The following is a 22149-nucleotide window of genomic DNA, read 5'->3' on the forward strand; positions in this document are numbered from 1 at the left end:
GACGAAGTGGAAATACCTTTTTGTTGCTCATCGTGTAGATGATTTAGAAAATTCTTTGTCATCACTGGAGTTAAATCTCCACGTTGCTCATCGTGTAGATGATTTAGAAAGCCACGGATTTAACATACAAAATCACTAGCCCGTTGCTCATCGTGTAGATGATTTAGAAATGCTGCTAATGCATTGGCACCTTGCATTGTATGTTGCTCATCGTGTAGATGATTTAGAAATCTATTAGGCAACCTACAACTACCCACAGCAAGTTGCTCATCGTGTAGATGATTTAGAAATCAATCATTAACGACTTTTTTGGTGAGACATCGTTGCTCATCGTGTAGATGATTTAGAAAATATCAGTTGTGTTTTTCATTTGATCTGACACGTTGCTCATCGTGTAGATGATTTAGAAAAATTTCACGCATTATAAATCCGCCTTCAGTTAGTTGCTCATCGTGTAGATGATTTAGAAACATCCCCTGCAATTTCTTACTATGTTTACGGCGTTGCTCATCGTGTAGATGATTTAGAAATTTAACGCTGCTGGTACGCGCAAAGACTCATAGTTGCTCATCGTGTAGATGATTTAGAAAAACTCCGCACTTCAAGAAACGCGTACCGGACGGTTGCTCATCGTGTAGATGATTTAGAAATGGAGCACTGGAAATTGCATAATCTTATTTAAGTTGCTCATCGTGTAGATGATTTAGAAATTGATGGTTTGGGGTTTGAGGCGCATTTGATGGTTGCTCATCGTGTAGATGATTTAGAAAAAAGCTCATGAACAGATCGATGAGCCACTTATGTTGCTCATCGTGTAGATGATTTAGAAAGTCAACGTTTGCTACTGGTTGCCAAGCATCATGTTGCTCATCGTGTAGATGATTTAGAAAAATCAGCGCTCAATCAACTTTGCGTGAAATGAGTTGCTCATCGTGTAGATGATTTAGAAAACCTTGAGCCGTGTTGATGATGTGGTCACATTGTTGCTCATCGTGTAGATGATTTAGAAAAATGAAAAACATGATTCTGAATGATCCAGAGTGTTGCTCATCGTGTAGATGATTTAGAAATAAGGGTGGCTTTTTTATGTCTGGAGAAAAGTGTTGCTCATCGTGTAGATGATTTAGAAAGTGACAGTTATTGTTGAAGACTTAACCCTTGTGTTGCTCATCGTGTAGATGATTTAGAAACATTTTGATTGAGATTTTGCAATCGTATCTAAGTTGCTCATCGTGTAGATGATTTAGAAAACATTGCGTCAGGTAGTTGTCCGTATAGCGTCGTTGCTCATCGTGTAGATGATTTAGAAAATTTACGTCGTGCGGTTGGGTGTTTGGGTTTAGTTGCTCATCGTGTAGATGATTTAGAAATTTATCATCATCTTCAGGCTCATCATCTTCTGGTTGCTCATCGTGTAGATGATTTAGAAAAACAATTGATTCTTGTCCTAAAGCCCTTTTTTGTTGCTCATCGTGTAGATGATTTAGAAAATAATTAAAAAAGCTAAAAACCATAAAATATTGTTGCTCATCGTGTAGATGATTTAGAAACGGATAAGAATTGGACCGTTACATACAACGGCGTTGCTCATCGTGTAGATGATTTAGAAATAATGACTTTAACCGCTTTGGACGTGTTTATCGTTGCTCATCGTGTAGATGATTTAGAAAATAACGACGAACAACACCTGTAAACTCTTCCAGTTGCTCATCGTGTAGATGATTTAGAAATCTAGACTATTGTGTAGATTTTGAGCGCTATCGTTGCTCATCGTGTAGATGATTTAGAAAACTCCACCAAACCTTGGAAATATCTTAATAAAGTTGCTCATCGTGTAGATGATTTAGAAATACTTCATTCAATGCATCTTCAATAGTGTAGGGTTGCTCATCGTGTAGATGATTTAGAAAAAACAATGAAATTCACGTAAGGCGGTAAATGTGTTGCTCATCGTGTAGATGATTTAGAAAAAGAGCAATCTGAGCGTTCAATCGATCTTGTTGTTGCTCATCGTGTAGATGATTTAGAAAATCACCGGCAAGAACATATACATGGTTTTACCGTTGCTCATCGTGTAGATGATTTAGAAAGACATCTTTAATATCTTGGACAAAGATAATAAGTTGCTCATCGTGTAGATGATTTAGAAAATTAGGAAATAATGGCTCTAATGCAATAACCTGTTGCTCATCGTGTAGATGATTTAGAAAACATTGAGCCGCCTACACTATCTCTATTATTGGTTGCTCATCGTGTAGATGATTTAGAAATTTGAATTCTTCGGCGATTTGCTTAACTGTATGTTGCTCATCGTGTAGATGATTTAGAAAACGTAGTCGATTCGAATGTATATAACGCTGTAGTTGCTCATCGTGTAGATGATTTAGAAAGCCCGTAGCTTGCCGACCTACCTCAATTTTATGTTGCTCATCGTGTAGATGATTTAGAAAAAACAGTACTCGAATTGAAGCAGGCGATATTTGTTGCTCATCGTGTAGATGATTTAGAAAACATAGTTAGGTGAAAAGACATAATCGAAGCCGTTGCTCATCGTGTAGATGATTTAGAAACTACCGTTTTTAGCCATTTTTTGAGACATGTTGTTGCTCATAGTGTAGATGATTTAGAAATTAAATTACTTCCGGGAGAAAAGTTATACCCTGTTGCTCATCGTGTAGATGATTTAGAAATTCCTTGGGCATGGGCAGCGGATTTAGAAGTTGTTGCTCATCGTGTAGATGATTTAGAAACACTGAAATAGCTTGATCAACCTTATAAAGTTGTTGCTCATCGTGTAGATGATTTAGAAACGGAACAATTCATTAGTTGGCATAGCGGTAGCGTTCGTCATCGCACAGATGATTTAGAAAGACCGTTAACAGTACACGTTTAAGAATCAATCGTTCGTCATCGCACAGATGATTTAGAAAAGGAAGCAAAGTTGTTACTTCTTGATCATTTAGTTCGTCATCGCACAGATGATTTAGAAATCGATATCGCAGAAGAAAAAGATAAAGAGGGAGTTACTCATCGCCCAGATGATTTAGAAAATACGTCAAAACCATGAGTTTTTCTATCCTAAGTTGCTCATTGCTCAGATGATTTAGAAATGTTTGTTGAATTAAAACCTCAATTAACAGGCGTTGCTCATCGCATAGATGATTTAGAAATGATTGCTTTTCGTATTGCTCTACGATTTCAAGTTGCTCATCGCATAGATGATTTAGAAAATCTCACTGAAGATATGACCATCACTTTCTTCGTCGCTCATCGCCCAGATGATTTAGAAAACATTTTTTATATTTGATCCCTTCTTTATATAAAGTTGCTCATCGCATAGACGATTTAGAAATGTGAAGTGTATAGACTCCCCTGCTCAATAAAGTTCGTCATTGCATAGATGATTTAATAATTTAAATCTTAAAAAGAAAAAACCCCGAAACTTACGTTTCAGGGTTTTTCACGAATTTTGGTGGAGATGGCGGGAGTTGAACCCGCGTCCGCCAGCATTACGCTCGAGAATACTACATGCTTAGATATCGTCTATTGTTTTAACACCTTGTGACCCGACGAACAGGGTACAAGTTGCGATCCTCTAAGTTTGGTATAAAGCCCCGAGGCTTGACTCTATACGGACTTGTGTGCGTGCGCTACGGTCGGGTTCCTAAACCACAAGTATTCTAGGAAGCGGACAAACTGCCCTTAGGCAGCTAGAGCGTAAGTTTCGTCGTTTGCGACTAAAATATGCAAATTTGATTTACGAGAGAAAATGCGCTCTCGGCATGCATCTATGAGTTTCATCACCAGCGTCGAAGCCAATAACATCCCCATGAATGTCTGAACATCATAGCATAACTAAAATAAAATGCTGTGCAATTTATCAACAGTCTGCTACTGATGAACATATTTACATAATGGAGAGCCTTTTGTTTTTTTCAAGGCCCCTCATAAAAAAGCTGCCAAAAATGACAGCTTTTTTTAATGTTTGGTCTATAAAGCACCATTGCCTAACACAATACCTTCACGGCGTGGGTCTACCCCACCTGCGTATTTGCTTTGATTATTAATATTTACTTTCATAATCGTTGAAATACCGCTGGTTTGCGCAGTGTTGGCAACGCCATGCCCTTTTGCTTTTAAGCCTTCAATCAAATCAAGCAAAGAAAGCTGCACATTCGAGCTATCTACATTGGTGTTTTTGCTATTGGTCGCACCAAAGTTAACAAGCGAAGTAGCCTGCTGTGCATTTAAGTTCCAGTCCAACGCACCTACCAAAGTTTTAACTACATATTGAATGATCGTGCCGCCGCCTGGTGAACCTGTTGCCATATAAAACTCATCTGGCGTGGTGCCTTTAAACACTAAAGTTGGCGCCATGGTACTGCGTGGGCGTTTGCCTCCTTCTACACGGTTGGCAACATGTGCTCCAGTGCTATCATAAGGATTTGCGCTAAAGTCAGTTAACTGGTTCGACAGCAAGAAACCATCAACCATGTGGAATGAACCCATGCTCGATTCAACAGTCGATGTCATTGAAACCACATTGCCATAGGCATCTACAATCGTGAACTGAGTTGTACCATGTTCAACAGTGGTGTCAACACCCGAAGCTGGGTTGAAATTACCCGCTGGCGCAACGCCCATACTTTGGTTCGGGTTAATTAATGCTGCACGTTGCTTTAAGTAATTTTTATCAATAAAGCTTGCAATCCCTTGTGCTGGTAAAGCAACAAAGTCAGTGTCTGCTACATATTTATCGCGGTCAGCGTAGGCCAAACGTTCTGCCTCAGAGACTAAATGCACGCCCATCACATCTGGCACACCACCTTCATTTTCAGGGTTTTTAGGTGGGTAAAGTGACATATCAAAGTTTTCTAAAATACCTAGTGTTTGCGCAACCGCAATCCCTCCCGAAGATGGAGGCGGCATGGTACATACATAGTAACGGTCACGGTACGTCGTGCAAATCGGGTCACGTTTTTTAACCTGATAGTTCGATAAATCCTGCAAGGTCATCAAACTTGGGGTAATTGGAGTTTTTGCTGGGTCTTCTCCTTCAGTTCGGCCAGCTTCACTAACAATCGCTTGAGCAATCCGACCAGTATGCAATGCATTTGCACCCTCGGAGACTATTGCTTTGAGGGTATCTGCATATTCTTTATTGGTCATGGTCTCGCCGACTTTGCGTGGTGAACCATCTGAATGAAAATAGATTCTCATTGCATCTGCATCGAGCGCTAAATTGTTTGCATTGCTTGCAATTGCATCTGCCAAACGTCCCGGAATGCGAAAACCGTTGTCAGCCAAACCAATCGCTTCACCAAAAAGCTGTTTCCATTCAAGCTTGCCATGTTCTTGTTGGGCTTGTTCAAGCAAACGCATCACACCCGGCACACCAATCGAGCGACCACTACGGCGCGCGCTTGGTACAGGTGCTGGTGAATTTGGGTCATATATGTCTTGGCGAATTAAATAAAATTCGTTGGCTGCGGCTGGTGCAGTTTCACGACCATCATAAGCAGTAACTTTTTTGGTTTTGGCATCGTAATACATCATAAAACCACTACCAGCAATGGTGCTCGATTGTGGTTCGACTAGACCCAACACCGCTTGTACCGCAACGGCCGCATCGACTGCACTACCACCTGCTCTTAAAACATCACAACCCGCTTTTACCGCAAGTGGCGTGTTTGCCACCACCATATATTTATCTGCGTATTTAACCGTGTTACCGAGTCTATAACCCGATGCACCCTCAGGCGCTGCTGGGTCACCATTTTGGTTTGAACCAACCACCACGCTTGAACCGTCTTGGGCCAGTTTGCTACAACTGGTCGGGTCATTATCAACAATTAAATTGGGCGGGGTTGTGTTTGAATCATCCTTGGGCTGATCTGACGAGGAGTCATCTCCACATCCTTGTAATAAACCGACTGCTAATAAACTACTGAACAAAAATGAATATCTTTTATTCACGTGATAACTCCAATATATACGCTTGCCTATCCATGCAATTGCCATGCAAGCTTCTTTGTTTTCAGGTATTAAGTTTTTTTAATCTTTGATAAAAATAAGGTTTTATAATTTTGAATGTTTGAGGGCGTTTTATCCTGTGCCCTATCTTGTGCCTCCATGCTTGATATCACACTCTTTTATAACTGATTTGTCCGATTCTGGCATGCTTTATTTCGCTAAATAAGGGAAAAATCTACTATTAATGAATCCCACCTATTTTTTAATAGATCTAAAAAAAAGCACCTCCGAAGAGATGCTTTTTTGCGTTTAGTGAGAAGGCATACCGCTGACCTGTTTAGGTTTTGGACACAGCCAAATGACCAGTCCTGCAAAGACAAATACCATCGCAAACAGCAAAAACACATGGTTTGCCGACATGGTAATGGCTTCTTTATCAACGAGGTTGGAAATAATGCCTAAGGTCGAATCAGCCGAAAAACCATTTTGCATAAGGTTATTTTGAACTTCGGCCGTATTTAGGTTTGACACCATTTCACTGCGTGCAACTTTGGCATGGTCATCCCATACTGTGACTGCAATTGAAGCGCCAATCGCCCCTGCCATGGTTCTTAAAAAGTTCATGAGGCCCGCAGCAGATGCAATTTCTTGCTGGAGTACTGAACCCAGTGCAATATTTGACAGTGGAATAAAGAAGAACGGCACAGCAAAACCTTGCAGGATTTGCGGCCAAGCCAGTGCCATAAAGTCAGCATCTGTAGTCCAGAATGCCCGCATTAAAGTTACTGCACCCAACAAAACCAAACCGAAACTCGCAAGTGCGCGTGGGTCATGTTTGGTCGAAAGCTTTGCCACAATCGGTGACATGGTCAAACTACCAAAGCCCATGGTTGCAGTTAAATAGCCGGCCCACGTGGCGGTGTAGGAAAGGTTCATTTGCAGCCACTGCGGAATCAGTACAATACTGCCAAAGAATGCTCCAAAGCCGAGCGACAAGGCCAGTACCGAAATTGCAAAGCCCCTATGTCTAAAGACTTTGACATCCACGACGGGGTGCTTATCGGTGAGTTCCCATATGAGGAATACCACAAAACCAATGGCGGCGGTTAAAGCAAGTACCACAATGCTGGTGCTGTTAAACCAGTCGCGTTCGTGCCCCAAATCGAGCATGAGCTGTAGCGCACCAATCCACAAAATTAACAGACCTAAACCGACGGTGTCGATTCTTAAAGAAATGGTTTCGGTTTCGGCAGGTTTCAGCAGTCGTATTGCCGCTAAAACACAAATAATGCCGACTGGAATATTAATAAAGAAAATCCAGTGCCAAGACAGGTTGTCACTAATCAGACCACCCAAAATTGGCCCTAAAATTGGTCCAACAACGGTGGTCATTGCCCATAGACCCATCGCCTGTGCATGCTTTTCTTGAGGGAAAATACGCATCAGCAAGGTTTGGCTGAGTGGCATGAGTGGGCCACCGCATAGACCTTGTCCAATACGGAAAAACACCAGCATGCCTAACGAGTTTGCTAGGCCGCACAAGAAAGAGAAAATGGTAAAACCAATCAGACCAAAAATAAAAACCCGAACGGTTCCAAAGCGACCCGCAAGCCAACCTGTTAAAGGTACACAAATCGCTTCTGCAACTGCATACGACGTGACGACCCACGTTCCTTGTGTGCTTGAAACAGCAAGGTTACCGGTAATGTGTGGTACAGATACGTTGGCAATGGTCGTATCAAGCACGACCATAAAGTTCGACAAGGCAATAACAAACGCTGCCAGTAATAAACGGCCACCGCTTAACTCGGCAAAAGGTGTTTGCGTTTTCATAAGCGTTTACTTCGCAGATAAGTCGACTTTTGCTTCCATCGACAAGCCAACACGCAATGGGTGTTCAGCAAGTTCTTTCGGGTCAAGTGCAATACGAACCGGTAAGCGTTGAACCACTTTAATCCAGTTACCTGTTGCATTTTGAGCCGGAATTAAGGCAAAGGCAGAGCCTGTACCACCAGAGAAGCCCATCACTTTGCCGTGATATTCAACATCGTCACCATATAAATCTGAAGTAAGTGTGACGATTTGACCCGGACGGACTTTTTTCAACTGACTTTCTTTAAAGTTCGCATCTACATATAAATCGTTAATCGGCACAATCATCATCATGCTAGTACCCGGTGCAACGCGTTGCCCCACTTGAATATTACGACGTGCTACCACGCCATCGACTGGCGCACGAATTACGGTACGTTCTAAATCAAGCTGAGCTTGTTCAACATGTGCCTGTGCAACTTGTACATCAGGTGTCGAAACTTCATTTACACCCTGAATTAAGGCTTCATTTGCAGCTAAGGTACTTTCAGCAGCTTTACGGCTTGAAGACGCTTGTGCTAAACCTGCTTTTGCAAGCTCTAGACCCGCTTTAGCTGTTTCAACTGCACTTTGTGCTTTCGTGAGTTCTTCTTTAGATACCGCACCAGACGCTGCAAGTTGCGCACGGCGGTTCAGTTCTAACGCAGCTTTGTCATAGTCGGCCTGAGCTTGAGCCACTTGTGCTTTAGCACTGTTAATTTCGTCAGTACGCACCACAACTTGAGAGTTTAAAGAACTACTGTTTGCCGCAGTTTGTTTGTATTGGCGTTTTGCTTTGGCGAGTTCTGCCTCAGCTTGAGCCAGTGCAATTTTGGCATCACGGTCATCAATACGAACTAGCACGTCACCACGATGTACCGTTTGAGTATCTTTTACGACAACCTGAGCGACCTGTCCGCTCACCATTGAGGTAATTTGCGCGGTTTCTGCACCGACATAGGCATTATCCGTACTCACGGAATGATTTAAAAATAATGCCCAGATTGCATATAAAATAGCGGCGATCAATAAAATCAGCGCAAAAAAACCAAGAAATTTTTTGCGCTTGTTTTGATTGTTGTCATCCGAGGCAGATGTTGTTGGCACTGTTTCTTCTACATTGCTTTGTGCATCAGTCATGGTATGTTCCTAAAGATGAGTTGGCTTTGCCATCAATCTCGCACTACACCTTGTTATAGAGTTTTTATTTTTCTATAAACAAGACATATCGCATTGTCAAAGGAGCTAATTTTAACGCTAAAACCTCATAATATGAGAATAAAAATTTATAACTCATGCGTTCGTTCTAATTAAATTAATGTTTATCTCAAAGATTTTATGAAAATTTCTGCTTTTTACACACTAAAAAAAGCGCACATGGCGCTTTTAAATAGTTCAATTTGTTGCTTAATAGGCATATGAAGCAATACCGGCAGCAATGGCTTTGCCTTCATCATTGACCATGGTCATGCGCATGGTACAGCCCTTACGACCTAAACGCAGTACTTCGGCACGGGCAATAAAGTATTTACCACGCCCTGGGGCAAGGTAGTCAACACGCATATCAACCGTTGCTAAACGCGTAACTTGTTTAATCGTTTCAGGCAGGTTTTCTGGGGTTGAACGACGATATAAATGTTCCATTGCCACAATACCGCCAATACTATCGAGCAAAGTTGCCGCGACCCCGCCGTGCAAAACCTGAAAAGCCAAATTGCCAATCAGGTCAGGTTGCATTTCAACGTAGCCTTCAATCTGCCCATCCACCACACGCATAATCATTCCACTATGCTTAAAAAAAGGACAGTTATTAAATGCCTTACATAATTGGTTGAGAACCACATTTAGGTCTGTTTTTGTCCCTAATTGTATGTTGCCAGTCCAATTCTTCTTCTCTTCACTCATACGTTGCCTAAATTCAAAAGCATGATAAACACCCATAATTTTGTACAAAACCAGCATTATGGGGCTACAATACAGCAGTCGGTTGACAGTAATGGAATATCCGCCAACCTCTCCTAGTGTAATACCGAACATCGAGATTGTTATGACTTATACGTTCAATCGTCCTGCATTTCCAGCTACTCGCATGCGCCGTATCCGTAAAAATGACCAGTTGCGTGCGATGGTCAGCGAAACACAGCTCACTACCAATCACTTGATTTATCCAGTATTTGTATTACCGGGACAAAATCAGACCCAAGATATTCCAAGTATGCCAAACATTCAGCGTTTGTCGGCAGATTTGTTACTGAAAAAAGCTGAAAGTCTTCTGGAATTGGGCGTATCAAAACTGGCTCTTTTTCCAGTAACCCCGCAAGAAGATAAAAGCCTCACCGCAGAAGCTGCATGGCGTGAAGATGGTTTAGTACAAACCACTTGCCGTCTGCTTAAAAAAGAATTACCAGAAATGGTGTTAATTACTGATGGTGCCCTCGACCCATACACCACACACGGTCAAGACGGCATTATTGATGAAACTGGCTATGTGCTCAATGACGAGACTGTAGAATGCTTGATTAAACAAGCCTTAAGTCACGCCGAAGCGGGTGCCGAAGTGATTGCACCAAGTGACATGATGGATGGCCGTATTGGCGCGATTCGTCAAGCTTTAGAGGCTAATGGTCACATCTACACCAACATCATGGCCTACTCTGCTAAATATGCGTCTAGCTTCTATGGTCCGTTCCGTGATGCTGTCGGCTCTGCATCCAACCTAAAAGGTGGTAATAAATATAACTACCAGATGGACTTTGCCAACCGTGCCGAAGCGTTACATGAAATCGCGCTTGATATTCAAGAAGGCGCCGACATGGTGATTGTAAAACCGGGCATGCCTTATCTGGACGTGGTACGTGAAGTGAAAGATACCTTTGGTATTCCAACATTCATTTATCAAGTGAGTGGCGAATACGCAATGTTAGCTGGCGCAATTCAAAATGGCTGGTTGTCAGATTCAGTCATTTTAGAATCACTGATGTGCTGCCGCCGCGCTGGTGCAGACGGAATCTGGACTTACTTTGCAGAAACCGCTGCCGAAAAACTCAAGGAAATGAACTAAGTTCGCAGAGAAAGGATAACACTGCATGCATATTGCAATCATTGGCGCAGGCATAAGTGGATTAATGTCTGCGCTGGAGTTTGTTGAACAAGGCTGTACCATCAGCATTTTTGATCAACAACAAGCGGGACAAGCAGCCTCTTGGGCTGGCGGAGGTATTCTTTCTCCAATGTACCCGTGGCGCTATGTGCATGCAGTGAATCAAATCGCTCAATTTGGCAAATCGTCTTATCAAGCGTGGAATCAAAAGCTCTACCCTGTTACAGGGATTGATTTTGAAATCCATGACACAGGCATGCTGATTTTTGATGAAGAAGATTTTGACGTTGGACTTTCTTACGCCCAGCAACATCAAGAACCGATGCAACGCTGTGAATATTTACAGCGAGATGCCCTAGAGCAAGTCAATCCGCATATTTCCGATCAGTTTCAAGAAGCGATTTATTTCCCCGAACTGTCTAATATTCGCAACCCACGCGTATTACAGTCCCTGATTAGCTATTTAAAACAACATCCAAATGTTGAGTTTTTTGAACACACTCCTGTTAAGAAACTGATTCAACAAGGTGATGTCATACAGGCGCTCCAAACCGAAGATGGTCGCAAACATACCGCAGATCATTTTGTAATAACTTCGGGCGCTTGGAGCCATTATTGGAACTCCCAATTACAACTCGAAATTCCAGTCGAACCTGTTCAAGGTCAAATGCTGTTATTTAAAACCCCTGCTCACTGGCTACCGACCATGTGTATGAATCGAGTGATGTATTTGATTCCACGTATGGATGGTCATATTGTGTGTGGTTCAAGCATGGCACATCGCGGGTTTGATACCTCTCCCGACGAAACCACCCAGCACAATATTTTAGAAGCGTGTTTAGAAATGGTGCCTGAACTGGCCGATTTCCCGATTGTACAGCGCTGGGCAGGCCTCAGACCAAGTTCACCAAATGGCGTTCCCTACATTGGCAAAATGCCTGAAATGGACAACCTATGGGCAAACTTTGGTCATTTTAGAAATGGTTTATGTATGGGCGCAGGCTCTGCGCAATTGCTTCGTCAGCTTATGCTGGGTCAACCGACTCTCGTTGATGCAAAAGCATATTCACCAGAGCGGTTGAAAGTAACATCAACAGCATAATTTGAATAAAGTATGTAAAAACATAATATAGAATCAATTACCTAAAGTGCTCATGCTAATAGTCATTCGCAACCTGCCAACAATTTAAACAAATATTGTTTTTGCAATTAACTCACTATCTTCTCTGCCATTCGCTGTGCTTGCTTCCCATAAAACCAATAGGTAATTAAATAAAGTGGGATCGCTAACATTAAAAACATAATCACCATAATGCTTAAGAACTGAGGCTGTTTGAGGTAAAGCATAAAGTTCTGCAAAATCTCAGGGTCTTTTCTGGCAAATAAAAATAGACCAAATAAAACGCCACATAGGTTATAGCCCCAAAAAATCAGGGTAAAACCTAAAGTAAATTTCTTTTTTTCTTGTACAGTCGGAGCACGGCGTTCTTTCTTTAAAAATTTAAATAAGACAAAAATCATTGCGCCTAAATATGGAACGGCTGTTAAAATACCGCCTACACTCGCTGGTAATAATGCTGCAACCACACCTACTATTAAGGTGAGTGCTATGCATAAAGCAAAAAACCAGAGAAAGTAAGAACGTAATTTGGTCATATTTTTGCCTAATTTATGGGTTCAAAAAATAATTATAAATTTTTTTCGATTTTTTTTCATTTTTCTGTCAACCAATCCTGATCTCTTGACGTTATATAGGGTAATAAGGTCGCAGCAACCGAATACTTCCTTTGCATGGCATCCGCAAAATTGTTTCGGTGACCTTTCATTACGACTCTTTCCTTCCTTCGGATTAGGTTTTGTTAGCAGCCGAAACCCTTGATGAAGTTTTTGACCGACGATTCTCTCATCACTCGAATCGTCGGTTTTTATTTTCTGGTACTTTCATTTATTTTACGCTCAACCTACACAATAGGTCTTTCGTGGCTATAAAGGCTATGCGTATACTTTTTACACCATAAAAATATGATTTAAATAATATGAACAACATTGCCTATTTTGAAATCCAGTCTTCAAACCCTGCTCGCGATGCGCAGTTCTATCAAGCTGTGTTCGGCTGGCAATTTAAACTCGATGAAAACTTACCGATTGAATATTATCGTATCGAAACGCCTTCAATTATGGGTGGACTATTAAAACGCCCTGCTCAAACGCCTCCAATGGAATATGGCACCAATGCATTTACCTGTTCGGTTCAGGTGGAAAACTTCGATGAAGTGGCTGCGAAAATTTTAGCGCAAGGCGGTATTGTGGCAATGGATAAATTCGCTATTCCGGGCCGCGCTTGGCATGGCTACTTTGTCGATTTAGACCATAACGTTTTTGGTATTTTTCAAGTCGATGAAAATGCTGCTTAAAGATCTTATTTAAGGACTCTATTTATTTTTAATTTATAGCCACCGCCTTTTTATCGGTGGCTATTTCATATGGTTTATTCAACAAAACTAAAACTGGCTTCACAGGTAACTGGGAAATTCACTGAATTGGCAATCATACATTCATGATGTGCTTCTTCATGCAATTTTGCTGCAAGTTCTTGATCGGCACCTTTTTCTAAAACAATCTCTGGTCTTAAAACGATTTGAGTAAAATAGCCCCTTCTCACTGGATCTGTATCTTCCATAAAGCCAAGTGCATGGTCGACATAACTCAGTACATGAATATGATTGACTGCACATAGGTGTAAATACCACAGCTTATGGCAAGCTGAAGCAGATGCAACCAATAAATCTTCGGGGTTCCATCTGGACACATCACCTAAATAAGCAGGGTCAGATGAACCTTGAATAGTAGTCTTTTGCGGATGTTGAATACTAAAATCTCGTTTATATGACCGATAAGACGAAGTCCCCGTACCTGTATTGCCTTCCCACTGTATTTTTACTTCGTATTTATGAATGGTCATTTTTGTTCTCAAAGTTCGTTGTTTGACCTGATAGTAACAAAGCAAAGTTTAAAGTGAAAAATTTAATTTAAGTTTTACTGCTGGCTTATAAATATCGAGCACTTTAAAATGTCTTGATAAAATCTCCTGCCAATTTATGCTAACGTATCTGTGTTTATTTTGGCTTGATGTCTGTTTCTATGTCCGTACATTTTCTACATACTTCTGACTGGCATTTGGGGCAGTTTTTTTATAATCATTCACGTCACTACGAACACCAACAATTTTTAAGTTGGTTGCTCACTCAAATTCAAGAAAAACAACCACATGCCTTGCTCATTGCAGGCGATATTTTTGATGTGATTAATCCGGGCTCTCAAGCACAAAAACAACTCTACCAATTTTTAGCAGATGCACACCGTATTGCGCCTCACATGCAAACGCTCATGATTGCGGGCAATCACGACTCAGGCTATCGGATTGAACAAGTCGAACCACTCTTAGAAAAATATAATGCAAAAACCGTAGGTGTAGTTCGCTGGAATGAAGATAAAACCCTAGATCTCGATCGACTACTTTTACCGATTTATAATCAAAATCAAGATATTGTAGCGTGGTGCCTTGCTCTGCCTTTTTTACGCTCAGCCGAAATTACGGGCTTTAATGAACATACCACCAATAGCAAAAACGCGATTGCCTATTTGCACCAGCAACTGATTGCCGAAGCCAAACGTCGTAAAACGCCAGACCAAGCATTGATTTTGATGTCGCATGCGCATATGCAAGGTGGGGAAACATCCGACTCTGAACGCCCAATCATTATTGGTAACGAAGAGGCACTTTCAACGACTTTATTTGAAGATGCTGTCGACTATGTCGCTTTAGGGCACTTACATAAACCACAAAAAGTAGGCCAGCCGCATATCCGTTATAGTGGCTCACCTATTCCGCTTTCTTTTAGTGAAATTAACTATAAGCACCAAGTGGTTGAGGTCAAAATTGACCCGACTCAAGAGGCAGACAGCCGTTTGCAATTTGAAGCTGTCGAAATTCCACGTTGTATACAATTACACCGTATCCGTGGTGAGTTAAATGAGGTACTGCAACAACTCAAAGCCTTGCCACACGGCGTGATTGAAAATATTGACCACCGTGAATATGTCGATATTGAATATTATAGTTTAACGCCGCCGCAGCCTAATTTACGTCAGCAGTTTGAAGCAGCCCTGCCACCTGATCGCTATCGTTTAGTGCGTATTTCACGTCAATATGTGAACAAAGACAGTACCGACACCAATGCCACTCAGCAAATCGCACTTGAACCACCAACGCCAGAAAAGCTATTTCAAAATATCTGGGAAAAACAAGGTTACAGTACCGATGATGCGGTCTTAAAAGATTTCCTGAGCCTAGTACAAGAAGCACAAAAACATCTTGAAAATGATGCAACCCCTTAAGGATATGTCATGAAAATTTTATCCATTCGAATAAAAAATCTGGCATCTCTTTCTGATGAACACTTTATTGATTTTGAAAGCGCGCCCCTCGCCCATGCAGGTCTCATTGCAATTGTAGGGAAAACAGGTGCAGGTAAGTCGACCATTTTAGATGCGATGTGTCTGGCCTTGTTTAATCGGGTTCCTCGCCTTAAAGACAGCGATGGCAAATTAAAAGATGTCGATGGTTCCGAGTTACTCACTAACTCACCTTTAACAGTCTTACGCCGTGGTACAGGGCACGGTTTTGCTGAACTTTGCTTTATTGCACAAGATCAAAAACGCTATTTAGCACGTTGGGAAATTAAGCGGGCACGTGAAAACCCAAATGGTAAATTACAAAGCGTGCAACGCCATATAAAATGCCTGACCGATGGTGTCGTGCTTGCAGACAAAGCCAAAGCAGTCGATGAAAAAGTTAAACAAATTACCCAGCTTTCATTTGAACAATTTACCCGTGCGGTACTACTTGCCCAATCAGAAGTCACTGCCTTTTTAAAAGCACGCGACAGTGAACGCGGTGAGTTGCTTGAGTACCTGACTAACTCCAGCATTTTTGCCAAAATCGGTGAGCTGGCTTTTCGTAAAACAGCTGATATTGCAAAACAACGTAAACAGCTTGAAGAGTTCTTAGGTCATATTGAAATTTTGTCTGATGAAGAGATTGCTGCATTTACCGAGCAATATCAGCAAGCTGAACAAAATCATCAACAGTTAGAACAACAAAAAAATATCTTAGACAAACAACAACAATGGTTTGAGCGTAAAGCAAAACTTGAGCAAGAAGTTCAAGCGAAACAACAACAATTTCAAAACCAGCAACGCCATCATCAGCAACTTGCGGGTGAACGTGAGCAATTAAAACGCTTAGAAGTTTTCTCTGAAATACGTCCACAAGTTTTTCAGCAAGCTCAAAATTTACAGGTTTTACAGCAGCTTGAGCCACAAATTCAGCAAGCGCAAACCACGTTTAATGACTTGATTCAAGTTTTTGAAACGGGTCAAAAACAATATCAACTTGCAGAGCAAGAACTGAAACAAACCCTCGATTTTGAGCAACAGCATCAACATGCTTTAAATCAGGTCCGTCAGTCTATTCAAGAGCGCGCCTTTATTGCCGATGAATATAAAAAGTGCAAAGAAAAACGAAATACATTTGAACAAAAGCTCAGCCCGTTGCAACAACAGCAAAACGCAGTGCAACAACAGATTGAACAGCTTCAACAAAACCGAATCCATCTGCAACAACAGCTTACCCAGACTCAGCAATATGCTGTACTAGATAAGGGCCTTTCAGCGCATTTACACCAGCTTGGGCAATTTATTCAAAATTACCAAGCGATTGAACAACAACTGGGAAACCCTATCCTTGCTCGCCAAAAGCTATCGGAAGCTAAAAGTGAGCTTGAACAGCTGACAGCTTCTCTAGGCACAGTTGAACAGATTGAGTTAAAAGTTGAACAGCAACGCAAAGACAAAGAACAAAAACTTGCCCAAATCACTCAGCTAGACCTGATTCAACAGAAAATAAAAATTTATCATGAGTTATATGCTGAGCTTCAGCAATTCACCGAAAAACATACGCAAACCTCAGCCCAAGAGCAGCAGCTTAAAACTCTTTGCCAGTCGACTGAGCAAGAGTATCAGACAGCAAAAACTGAACGTGAAAAGCTACAGCATATCCTGCAACAGCAGCGTCTATTACACACCGAAAATATTGAGCAGTTACGAGCCAATCTTAAAGAAGGTGAAGCTTGTTTAGTGTGTGGAAGTACGCATCATCCCTATCGTGTTGATGACAGTGCAGTCTCCAAGGCCTTATTCGACTTGCAGCAACAGCAAGAGCAACAAGCAGTAGCGCTAGAGCAAACTAAATTTAATGCATGGCAAATCCAACAACATGCGCTTACCCAATGTAGTGCCGAGCTTGAGCAGGTTCAGAAATATCTAACTCAACTTAAAACAAAACAAGCAAACTTGCAGCAAGATCTTGTTCAACAATTAAACCTCAACCAATTACACATTGAGCTTGAGCAGCCTCCTGAACAAATTTTGCAAACGTTTAGCGAGCTTAGACAAGCCGCGCAAAATGCGCTGAGTTCATTTGATTCAGAAAGCTTGCGTTTAACCCAAGCCATTAAACAATACAATCAGCTCGTTCAATCTATTCAGCGTAATGAGACATTGCTCAATACAGCACAGCAATGGCAACAACAAGTTCAGCATATTGTTGAGTGTCTATCTGAAACCGAACAGCACGCATGGCAGCAGTCGAGTAGCCAAACGGCTAAGCAGATTTGGTCTGTTCTTGATGCACGCGCTAAGCAACTTGAACAACAAGAACAGCTTTCTCAGCGTTTTGAACAGCAGCAGCAGCAACTTAAAATGCTGGCTGCCAACCTTGAACAAATGACCAAGCAAATTGAGGAGATCGACCAAAACCTCAAAGAAATTACGCTTAAGGGTCAACAAAATAATGAAAAAGCGGTGTCGCTCATCGAGCAAATGACAGGTCACTCTGACATTAAACCGCACGATTGGTTAACTGAACACGACACTAAACGTCAGCACCAACAAACCGCTTATCATGAGGCTAAACAACGTTTTGAACAAACTAGACAGCACTTCGAGCAACAAAAACAAGCACTCGATCAGCTCAAGCATCAACATCAGCACACCGAGCAACATCAACAGCAAATTGATGGGCAAATTCAAAACTGGTTAAAAGCCCATGCTGATTTTCAAGCATCTGATCTTACGGCGCTCATACAGATTAATTCAGCACAAGAGCAAGACATCCGTAATCGTCTTAATCATGCCGAACGTTTACTAAGTGAAGCCTCTTCTGCCCTTAAAACCATGCAAGAGCAATTGAGCGAGCACTTACAAACTCAGCCAGATATTGAATATGAAAAGCTCGTCAACCTAATTCAGGAGAATATTGCAGAGCTCAAAGCCCAGCTTGAAGTACGTGATCGGCTTAAACTTAAGCTTGAAGTACATCAACAAAATCTGGCTAAACAGCAACAATACGCCGAGCAAATTCAAAATATTCAGCAAGAAGAACATCGCTGGAGCAAAATTTCAGGGCTCATTGGCGATGCTAAAGGTAAAGAGTTCCGCGACTACGCCCAGCAATATCACCTAGATATTTTAGTGGAACATGCCAACCAGCAACTGGCCATGCTTTCTCAACGTTATACGTTAAAACGTCTAGATCAGTCTTTAAGCCTTGCGATTATTGACCACGACATGGATGGAGAAACTCGCTCCGTTGCATCTTTATCTGGCGGTGAGTCGTTCTTAACTGCCCTTGCCTTGTCTTTAGCCATTGCCAATATGGCCTCGGGTTCAATGAAAATTGAATCGCTGTTTATTGATGAAGGCTTTGGAACCTTAGATGCATCGTCTTTGCACATGGTCATGAATGCCTTAGATCAATTGCAAAATCAGGGTCGCCAAGTCATTCTCATTTCACACATTCAAGAAATGCATGAACGTATTCCTGTGCAAATTCAGGTGAAACCACTTGGTGCTGGTGCAAGTACGATTGAAGTCGTTGGTTAAAACTAAAAAGCCCCGACATCCTGTCGGGGCTTTTTTAGAATCTGCGTTGGTATAACTCCTGTCGTACCTGTATGCATCCATTCATCACTATTTATTGTTATTCTTAGAAACGTCCTGTTTCCTGATGAGTTCATAATAAGTAAAAACACTCGCCTGCCATAGCCGTAAAAGGCCGCAATTTCTGTACGAAAAAGCTTACATCAACCTTTTTGTGAATAATCTCTGGCTCCAAACAATGCTGTACCTACGCGCACCATCGTTGAACCTGCAGCAATTGCAGCTTCTAAATCACTCGACATTCCCATACTTAATGTATCCCAGTCTTGTGGGCGGGCATGGTTTTCTTTAACCGCATCAAACAAGGTCTTAGCATCTGCAAAAGCAGCTGTATTGTCTGGTGCTGGAATCACCATCAAACCGCGTAATTTGATATTTGGTAATTGACTCATTTGGGCAACTAACTCGGCCACCTCATCTGGTGCACAACCATCTTTACTGTCTTGTCCATCAATATTCACTTGCAAACAAATATTCAAATCAGATTGATCTTGAAGTCTTTGATTAGATAGTCGCTCAGCAATAATTAATCGATCTACACCATGTACCCAATCGAACTTTTCAGCCAAATGTTTAGTCTTGTTTCGCTGAACATGACCAATAAAGTGCCATTCAATTTCTAAATCGTGCAAAGCTTCAATTTTGTCTAACGCTTCTTGCAAATAGTTTTCGCCAAATGCTCTTTGCCCTGCTGCATACATTTCACGCAAACTTTCACTTGGATGTGTTTTTGATACGGCTAAAAGTTGCACGGTTTCAGGCGCACGCTGAGCATGTTCACAAGCACGTTGGATTTGCTGTAATACGTGCTGTCGCGCATCTTGCAGGTAATTCATTGACAAGGTTCTCATTTTCAAAAAACTTTTTTGCTCTTCACCTAAAGCGAGGTGTTGGTAAGCTTCGGTGAAAGCCGTATATTATTCTACAAAATAATGACATATTTTGATTTACTTGGGGAAATTATGGATATTACAGAGCTACTCGCTTTCTCTGTGAAAAATGGCGCGTCCGATTTACATCTTTCTGCTGGCATGCCACCAATGATTCGCGTGGATGGTGAAGTCCGCCGCATTAATCTACCAGCTCTAGATCATAAAGATGTTCATCGTCTGGTCTATGACATCATGAATGATAAACAGCGCCGTGACTACGAAGAAAAGCTCGAAACCGACTTTTCTTTTGAAGTACCAAATGTTGCTCGTTTTCGTGTCAATGCATTTAACCAAAACCGGGGTGCCGGTGCCGTATTTCGTACCATTCCCTCTAAAGTACTTACCATGGAAGATTTAGGCTTAGGTCAAATCTTTAAAGATATCTGTGACTATCCACGTGGGATTGTACTGGTCACAGGTCCAACGGGTTCGGGTAAATCCACTACCCTTGCAGCGATGATGGACTACATCAATGAAAACCGTTATGACCATATTTTAACGGTTGAAGACCCAATCGAATTTGTACACCAGTCGAAGAAATGTTTGATTAACCAGCGTGAAGTACATCGTGATACCCATGGCTTTAATGAGGCACTACGCTCAGCCCTGCGTGAAGACCCCGATATTATTTTGGTTGGTGAAATGCGTGACCTTGAAACCATTCGTTTAGCACTCACCGCTGCCGAAACGGGTCACTTGGTGTTTGGGACGCTCCACACAACTTCTGCTGCAAAAACTATTGACCGTGTGATTGACGTATTCCCAGCCGAAGAAAAAGACATGGTTCGTGCCATGTTGTCAGAATCTTTACAGGCTGTTATTTCGCAAACCCTGCTTAAAAAGAATGGGGGTGGACGTGTAGCAGCACATGAAATTATGATTGGTATTCCTGCTATTCGTAACTTAATTCGTGAGAACAAAGTCGCACAAATGTATTCATCCATTCAGACTGGTGCAAATCATGGCATGACCACACTCGACCAAAGCTTAAAAGGTTTAGTTGCTCGTGGTGTGATTAGTCCACAAACTGCACGTACTGCTGCTAAACAGCCTGAATCATTCCTATAAAAATAATTAGAGAATAAATATGGATTTTAATGACTTACTCAACCTCATGGTTGAAAAAAAATCATCCGATCTTTTTATTACCGATGGCGTTGCACCATCTATGAAAATTAACGGGCAAATTGTTCCAATTTCAAAAAATAGTCTTTCAGGTGAGGTTATTGGACAACTGTTACATTCCATCATGAGCGAAAAACAGCGCAAAGAATTTGCAGACACTCGCGAGTGTAACTTTGCCATTATGAACCGTGATAAAACTGCCCGCTTTCGTGTGAGTGCTTTTCAGCAGCGTGACATGCCAGGCATGGTGCTACGTCGAATTGAAACAAAAATTCCTTCAATTGATGACTTGCAGTTACCGCCTGTTCTTAAAGATTTATCCATGACCAAACGCGGCATCATTATTTTTGTTGGTGCGACGGGTACAGGTAAATCGACGTCTTTAGCTTCAATGATCAGCTATCGTAACCACAACACTAAAGGTCATATCATTACCATTGAAGACCCAATCGAGTTTATTCACGAACATGCGGGGTGCATCATTACCCAACGTGAAGTAGGCATCGACACAGACTCATTTGAAATTGCCTTAAAAAATACTTTGCGACAAGCACCAGATGTCATCTTGATTGGTGAGATTCGATCTCGTGAAGTAATGGACTACGCGATTGGCTTCGCTGAAACAGGTCATCTTGTGTTAGCCACAATGCACGCCAACAACGCTAACCAAGCGCTCGACCGTATTATTCATTTCTTTGAAAGTGACCGCCACAGTCAGCTCTACATGGACTTATCTCTTAACTTAAAGGCCATGATTGCTCAGCAACTTATTCCAACGCCTGATGGCAATTCGCGCCGCGCCGCAATTGAAATTTTAATTAACTCACCCTTAATTTCAGACTACATTCGTAAAGGCGAAATTCATGAAATTAAAGATTTAATGAAACGCTCGCGTGAACTCGGTATGCAAACCTTTGACCAAGCCCTATTTGATCTCTATAAAGCAGGCCAAATTACCTACAAAGATGCATTAAAACATGCCGACTCACCAAATGATTTACGTTTGACGATTAAGCTTGCCGAAGAAGGACCTGATCAAATTGCAGGCACAAATCAGCATTTAACCTTCGACCGACAGTAATTTCTTCATAAAAAAAGGAAGGTTAA

14 protein-coding genes, 1 other RNA gene and 1 CRISPR repeat array (1 of these 16 only partly in view) are annotated in these 22149 nt (G+C 41.7%); of the genes, 7 read left to right on the forward strand and 8 right to left on the reverse strand.

Features of this window, described 5'->3' with window-relative positions; all coding sequences use genetic code 11:
- Window positions 1-3352: direct repeats of the CRISPR family, unit length 28 nt; unit sequence GTTGCTCATCGTGTAGATGATTTAGAAA; it begins 218 nt to the left of the window's first position.
- Between the two features lie 118 nt (window positions 3353-3470).
- The 5 genes from ssrA to OD757_RS08085 form a co-directional block, all read right to left on the reverse strand.
- Window positions 3471-3829: a transfer-messenger RNA gene (gene ssrA / locus OD757_RS08065) on the reverse strand.
- Window positions 3830-3990: 161 nt separating this feature from the next.
- Window positions 3991-5976, reverse strand: coding sequence for a gamma-glutamyltransferase (ggt, locus tag OD757_RS08070; RefSeq protein ID WP_263031504.1), 1986 nt, complete (start codon window positions 5974-5976; stop codon window positions 3991-3993).
- 306 nt (window positions 5977-6282) lie between these two features.
- Complete coding sequence (locus OD757_RS08075) at window positions 6283-7806, reverse strand: DHA2 family efflux MFS transporter permease subunit (protein ID WP_263031505.1); 1524 nt, start codon at window positions 7804-7806, stop codon at window positions 6283-6285.
- Window positions 7807-7812: 6 nt separating this feature from the next.
- Window positions 7813-8964, reverse strand: a complete 1152-nt coding sequence (locus OD757_RS08080; RefSeq protein ID WP_263031506.1) for an EmrA/EmrK family multidrug efflux transporter periplasmic adaptor subunit — start codon at window positions 8962-8964, stop codon at window positions 7813-7815.
- 267 nt (window positions 8965-9231) lie between these two features.
- Window positions 9232-9729, reverse strand: a complete 498-nt coding sequence (locus OD757_RS08085; RefSeq protein ID WP_034678111.1) for a thioesterase family protein — start codon at window positions 9727-9729, stop codon at window positions 9232-9234.
- A gap of 142 nt (window positions 9730-9871) precedes the next feature.
- Here OD757_RS08085 and hemB point away from each other — a divergent pair, with 142 nt between their 5' ends.
- A complete protein-coding gene (hemB, locus tag OD757_RS08090) occupies window positions 9872-10885 on the forward strand; it encodes a porphobilinogen synthase (protein WP_263031507.1) in 1014 nt (337 codons plus the stop codon).
- 25 nt (window positions 10886-10910) lie between these two features.
- On the forward strand, window positions 10911-12026 hold the full coding sequence (locus OD757_RS08095) for an NAD(P)/FAD-dependent oxidoreductase (protein ID WP_263031508.1): 1116 nt from the start codon (window positions 10911-10913) through the stop codon (window positions 12024-12026).
- Window positions 12027-12133: 107 nt separating this feature from the next.
- On the opposite strand, the gene OD757_RS08100 is transcribed toward OD757_RS08095, so the two are convergent.
- On the reverse strand, window positions 12134-12580 hold the full coding sequence (locus OD757_RS08100; RefSeq protein ID WP_263031509.1) for an ABZJ_00895 family protein: 447 nt from the start codon (window positions 12578-12580) through the stop codon (window positions 12134-12136).
- 380 nt (window positions 12581-12960) lie between these two features.
- Between OD757_RS08100 and OD757_RS08105 the strand changes: the two genes are divergently transcribed.
- Window positions 12961-13338 (forward strand): VOC family protein, encoded by a 378-nt coding sequence (locus tag OD757_RS08105; protein ID WP_005303175.1) that lies wholly within the window; start codon window positions 12961-12963, stop codon window positions 13336-13338.
- 74 nt (window positions 13339-13412) lie between these two features.
- Here the strand turns inward: OD757_RS08105 and OD757_RS08110 are convergent, their stop codons facing one another.
- Window positions 13413-13886 (reverse strand): OsmC family protein, encoded by a 474-nt coding sequence (locus OD757_RS08110; protein WP_262145413.1) that lies wholly within the window; start codon window positions 13884-13886, stop codon window positions 13413-13415.
- A gap of 167 nt (window positions 13887-14053) precedes the next feature.
- On the opposite strand from OD757_RS08110, the gene OD757_RS08115 reads away from it, so the two are divergent.
- Both OD757_RS08115 and OD757_RS08120 read left to right on the forward strand, forming a co-directional pair.
- Window positions 14054-15322, forward strand: a complete 1269-nt coding sequence (locus tag OD757_RS08115) for an exonuclease SbcCD subunit D (protein WP_263031510.1) — start codon at window positions 14054-14056, stop codon at window positions 15320-15322.
- A gap of 9 nt (window positions 15323-15331) precedes the next feature.
- Window positions 15332-18928 carry an AAA family ATPase gene (locus OD757_RS08120; protein WP_263031511.1) on the forward strand — a complete coding sequence of 1199 codons (3597 nt, stop codon included), beginning with the start codon at window positions 15332-15334 and terminating at the stop codon, window positions 18926-18928.
- A 200-nt stretch (window positions 18929-19128) separates the two neighbouring features.
- Here OD757_RS08120 and OD757_RS08125 read toward each other — a convergent pair whose 3' ends face one another.
- Window positions 19129-19821, reverse strand: a complete 693-nt coding sequence (locus tag OD757_RS08125; RefSeq protein WP_263031512.1) for a YggS family pyridoxal phosphate-dependent enzyme — start codon at window positions 19819-19821, stop codon at window positions 19129-19131.
- A gap of 126 nt (window positions 19822-19947) precedes the next feature.
- On the opposite strand from OD757_RS08125, the gene OD757_RS08130 reads away from it, so the two are divergent.
- Together OD757_RS08130 and OD757_RS08135 are read left to right on the forward strand one after the other, a co-directional pair.
- Window positions 19948-20985, forward strand: coding sequence for a type IV pilus twitching motility protein PilT (locus tag OD757_RS08130; RefSeq protein ID WP_009390483.1), 1038 nt, complete (start codon window positions 19948-19950; stop codon window positions 20983-20985).
- Between the two features lie 19 nt (window positions 20986-21004).
- Window positions 21005-22123, forward strand: coding sequence for a PilT/PilU family type 4a pilus ATPase (locus tag OD757_RS08135; RefSeq protein ID WP_013198760.1), 1119 nt, complete (start codon window positions 21005-21007; stop codon window positions 22121-22123).
- The last annotated feature ends 26 nt before the right edge of the window (window positions 22124-22149 follow it).

This window comes from Acinetobacter sp. AYS6, assembly GCF_025630795.1.
Classification (GTDB): Bacteria; Pseudomonadota; Gammaproteobacteria; order Pseudomonadales; family Moraxellaceae; genus Acinetobacter.

Coding starts and splice junctions, on each gene's coding strand:
- OD757_RS08110 (WP_262145413.1), bottom strand. CDS start 13,886: ATGACCATTCATAAATACGAAGTAAAAATACAGTGGGAAGGCAATACA.
- OD757_RS08115 (WP_263031510.1), top strand. CDS start 14,054: ATGTCTGTTTCTATGTCCGTACATTTTCTACATACTTCTGACTGGCAT.
- OD757_RS08095 (WP_263031508.1), top strand. CDS start 10,911: ATGCATATTGCAATCATTGGCGCAGGCATAAGTGGATTAATGTCTGCG.
- hemB (WP_263031507.1), top strand. CDS start 9,872: ATGACTTATACGTTCAATCGTCCTGCATTTCCAGCTACTCGCATGCGC.
- OD757_RS08130 (WP_009390483.1), top strand. CDS start 19,948: ATGGATATTACAGAGCTACTCGCTTTCTCTGTGAAAAATGGCGCGTCC.
- OD757_RS08135 (WP_013198760.1), top strand. CDS start 21,005: ATGGATTTTAATGACTTACTCAACCTCATGGTTGAAAAAAAATCATCC.
- OD757_RS08120 (WP_263031511.1), top strand. CDS start 15,332: ATGAAAATTTTATCCATTCGAATAAAAAATCTGGCATCTCTTTCTGAT.
- OD757_RS08080 (WP_263031506.1), bottom strand. CDS start 8,964: ATGACTGATGCACAAAGCAATGTAGAAGAAACAGTGCCAACAACATCT.
- OD757_RS08105 (WP_005303175.1), top strand. CDS start 12,961: ATGAACAACATTGCCTATTTTGAAATCCAGTCTTCAAACCCTGCTCGC.
- OD757_RS08085 (WP_034678111.1), bottom strand. CDS start 9,729: ATGAGTGAAGAGAAGAAGAATTGGACTGGCAACATACAATTAGGGACA.
- OD757_RS08100 (WP_263031509.1), bottom strand. CDS start 12,580: ATGACCAAATTACGTTCTTACTTTCTCTGGTTTTTTGCTTTATGCATA.
- OD757_RS08075 (WP_263031505.1), bottom strand. CDS start 7,806: ATGAAAACGCAAACACCTTTTGCCGAGTTAAGCGGTGGCCGTTTATTA.
- OD757_RS08125 (WP_263031512.1), bottom strand. CDS start 19,821: ATGAATTACCTGCAAGATGCGCGACAGCACGTATTACAGCAAATCCAA.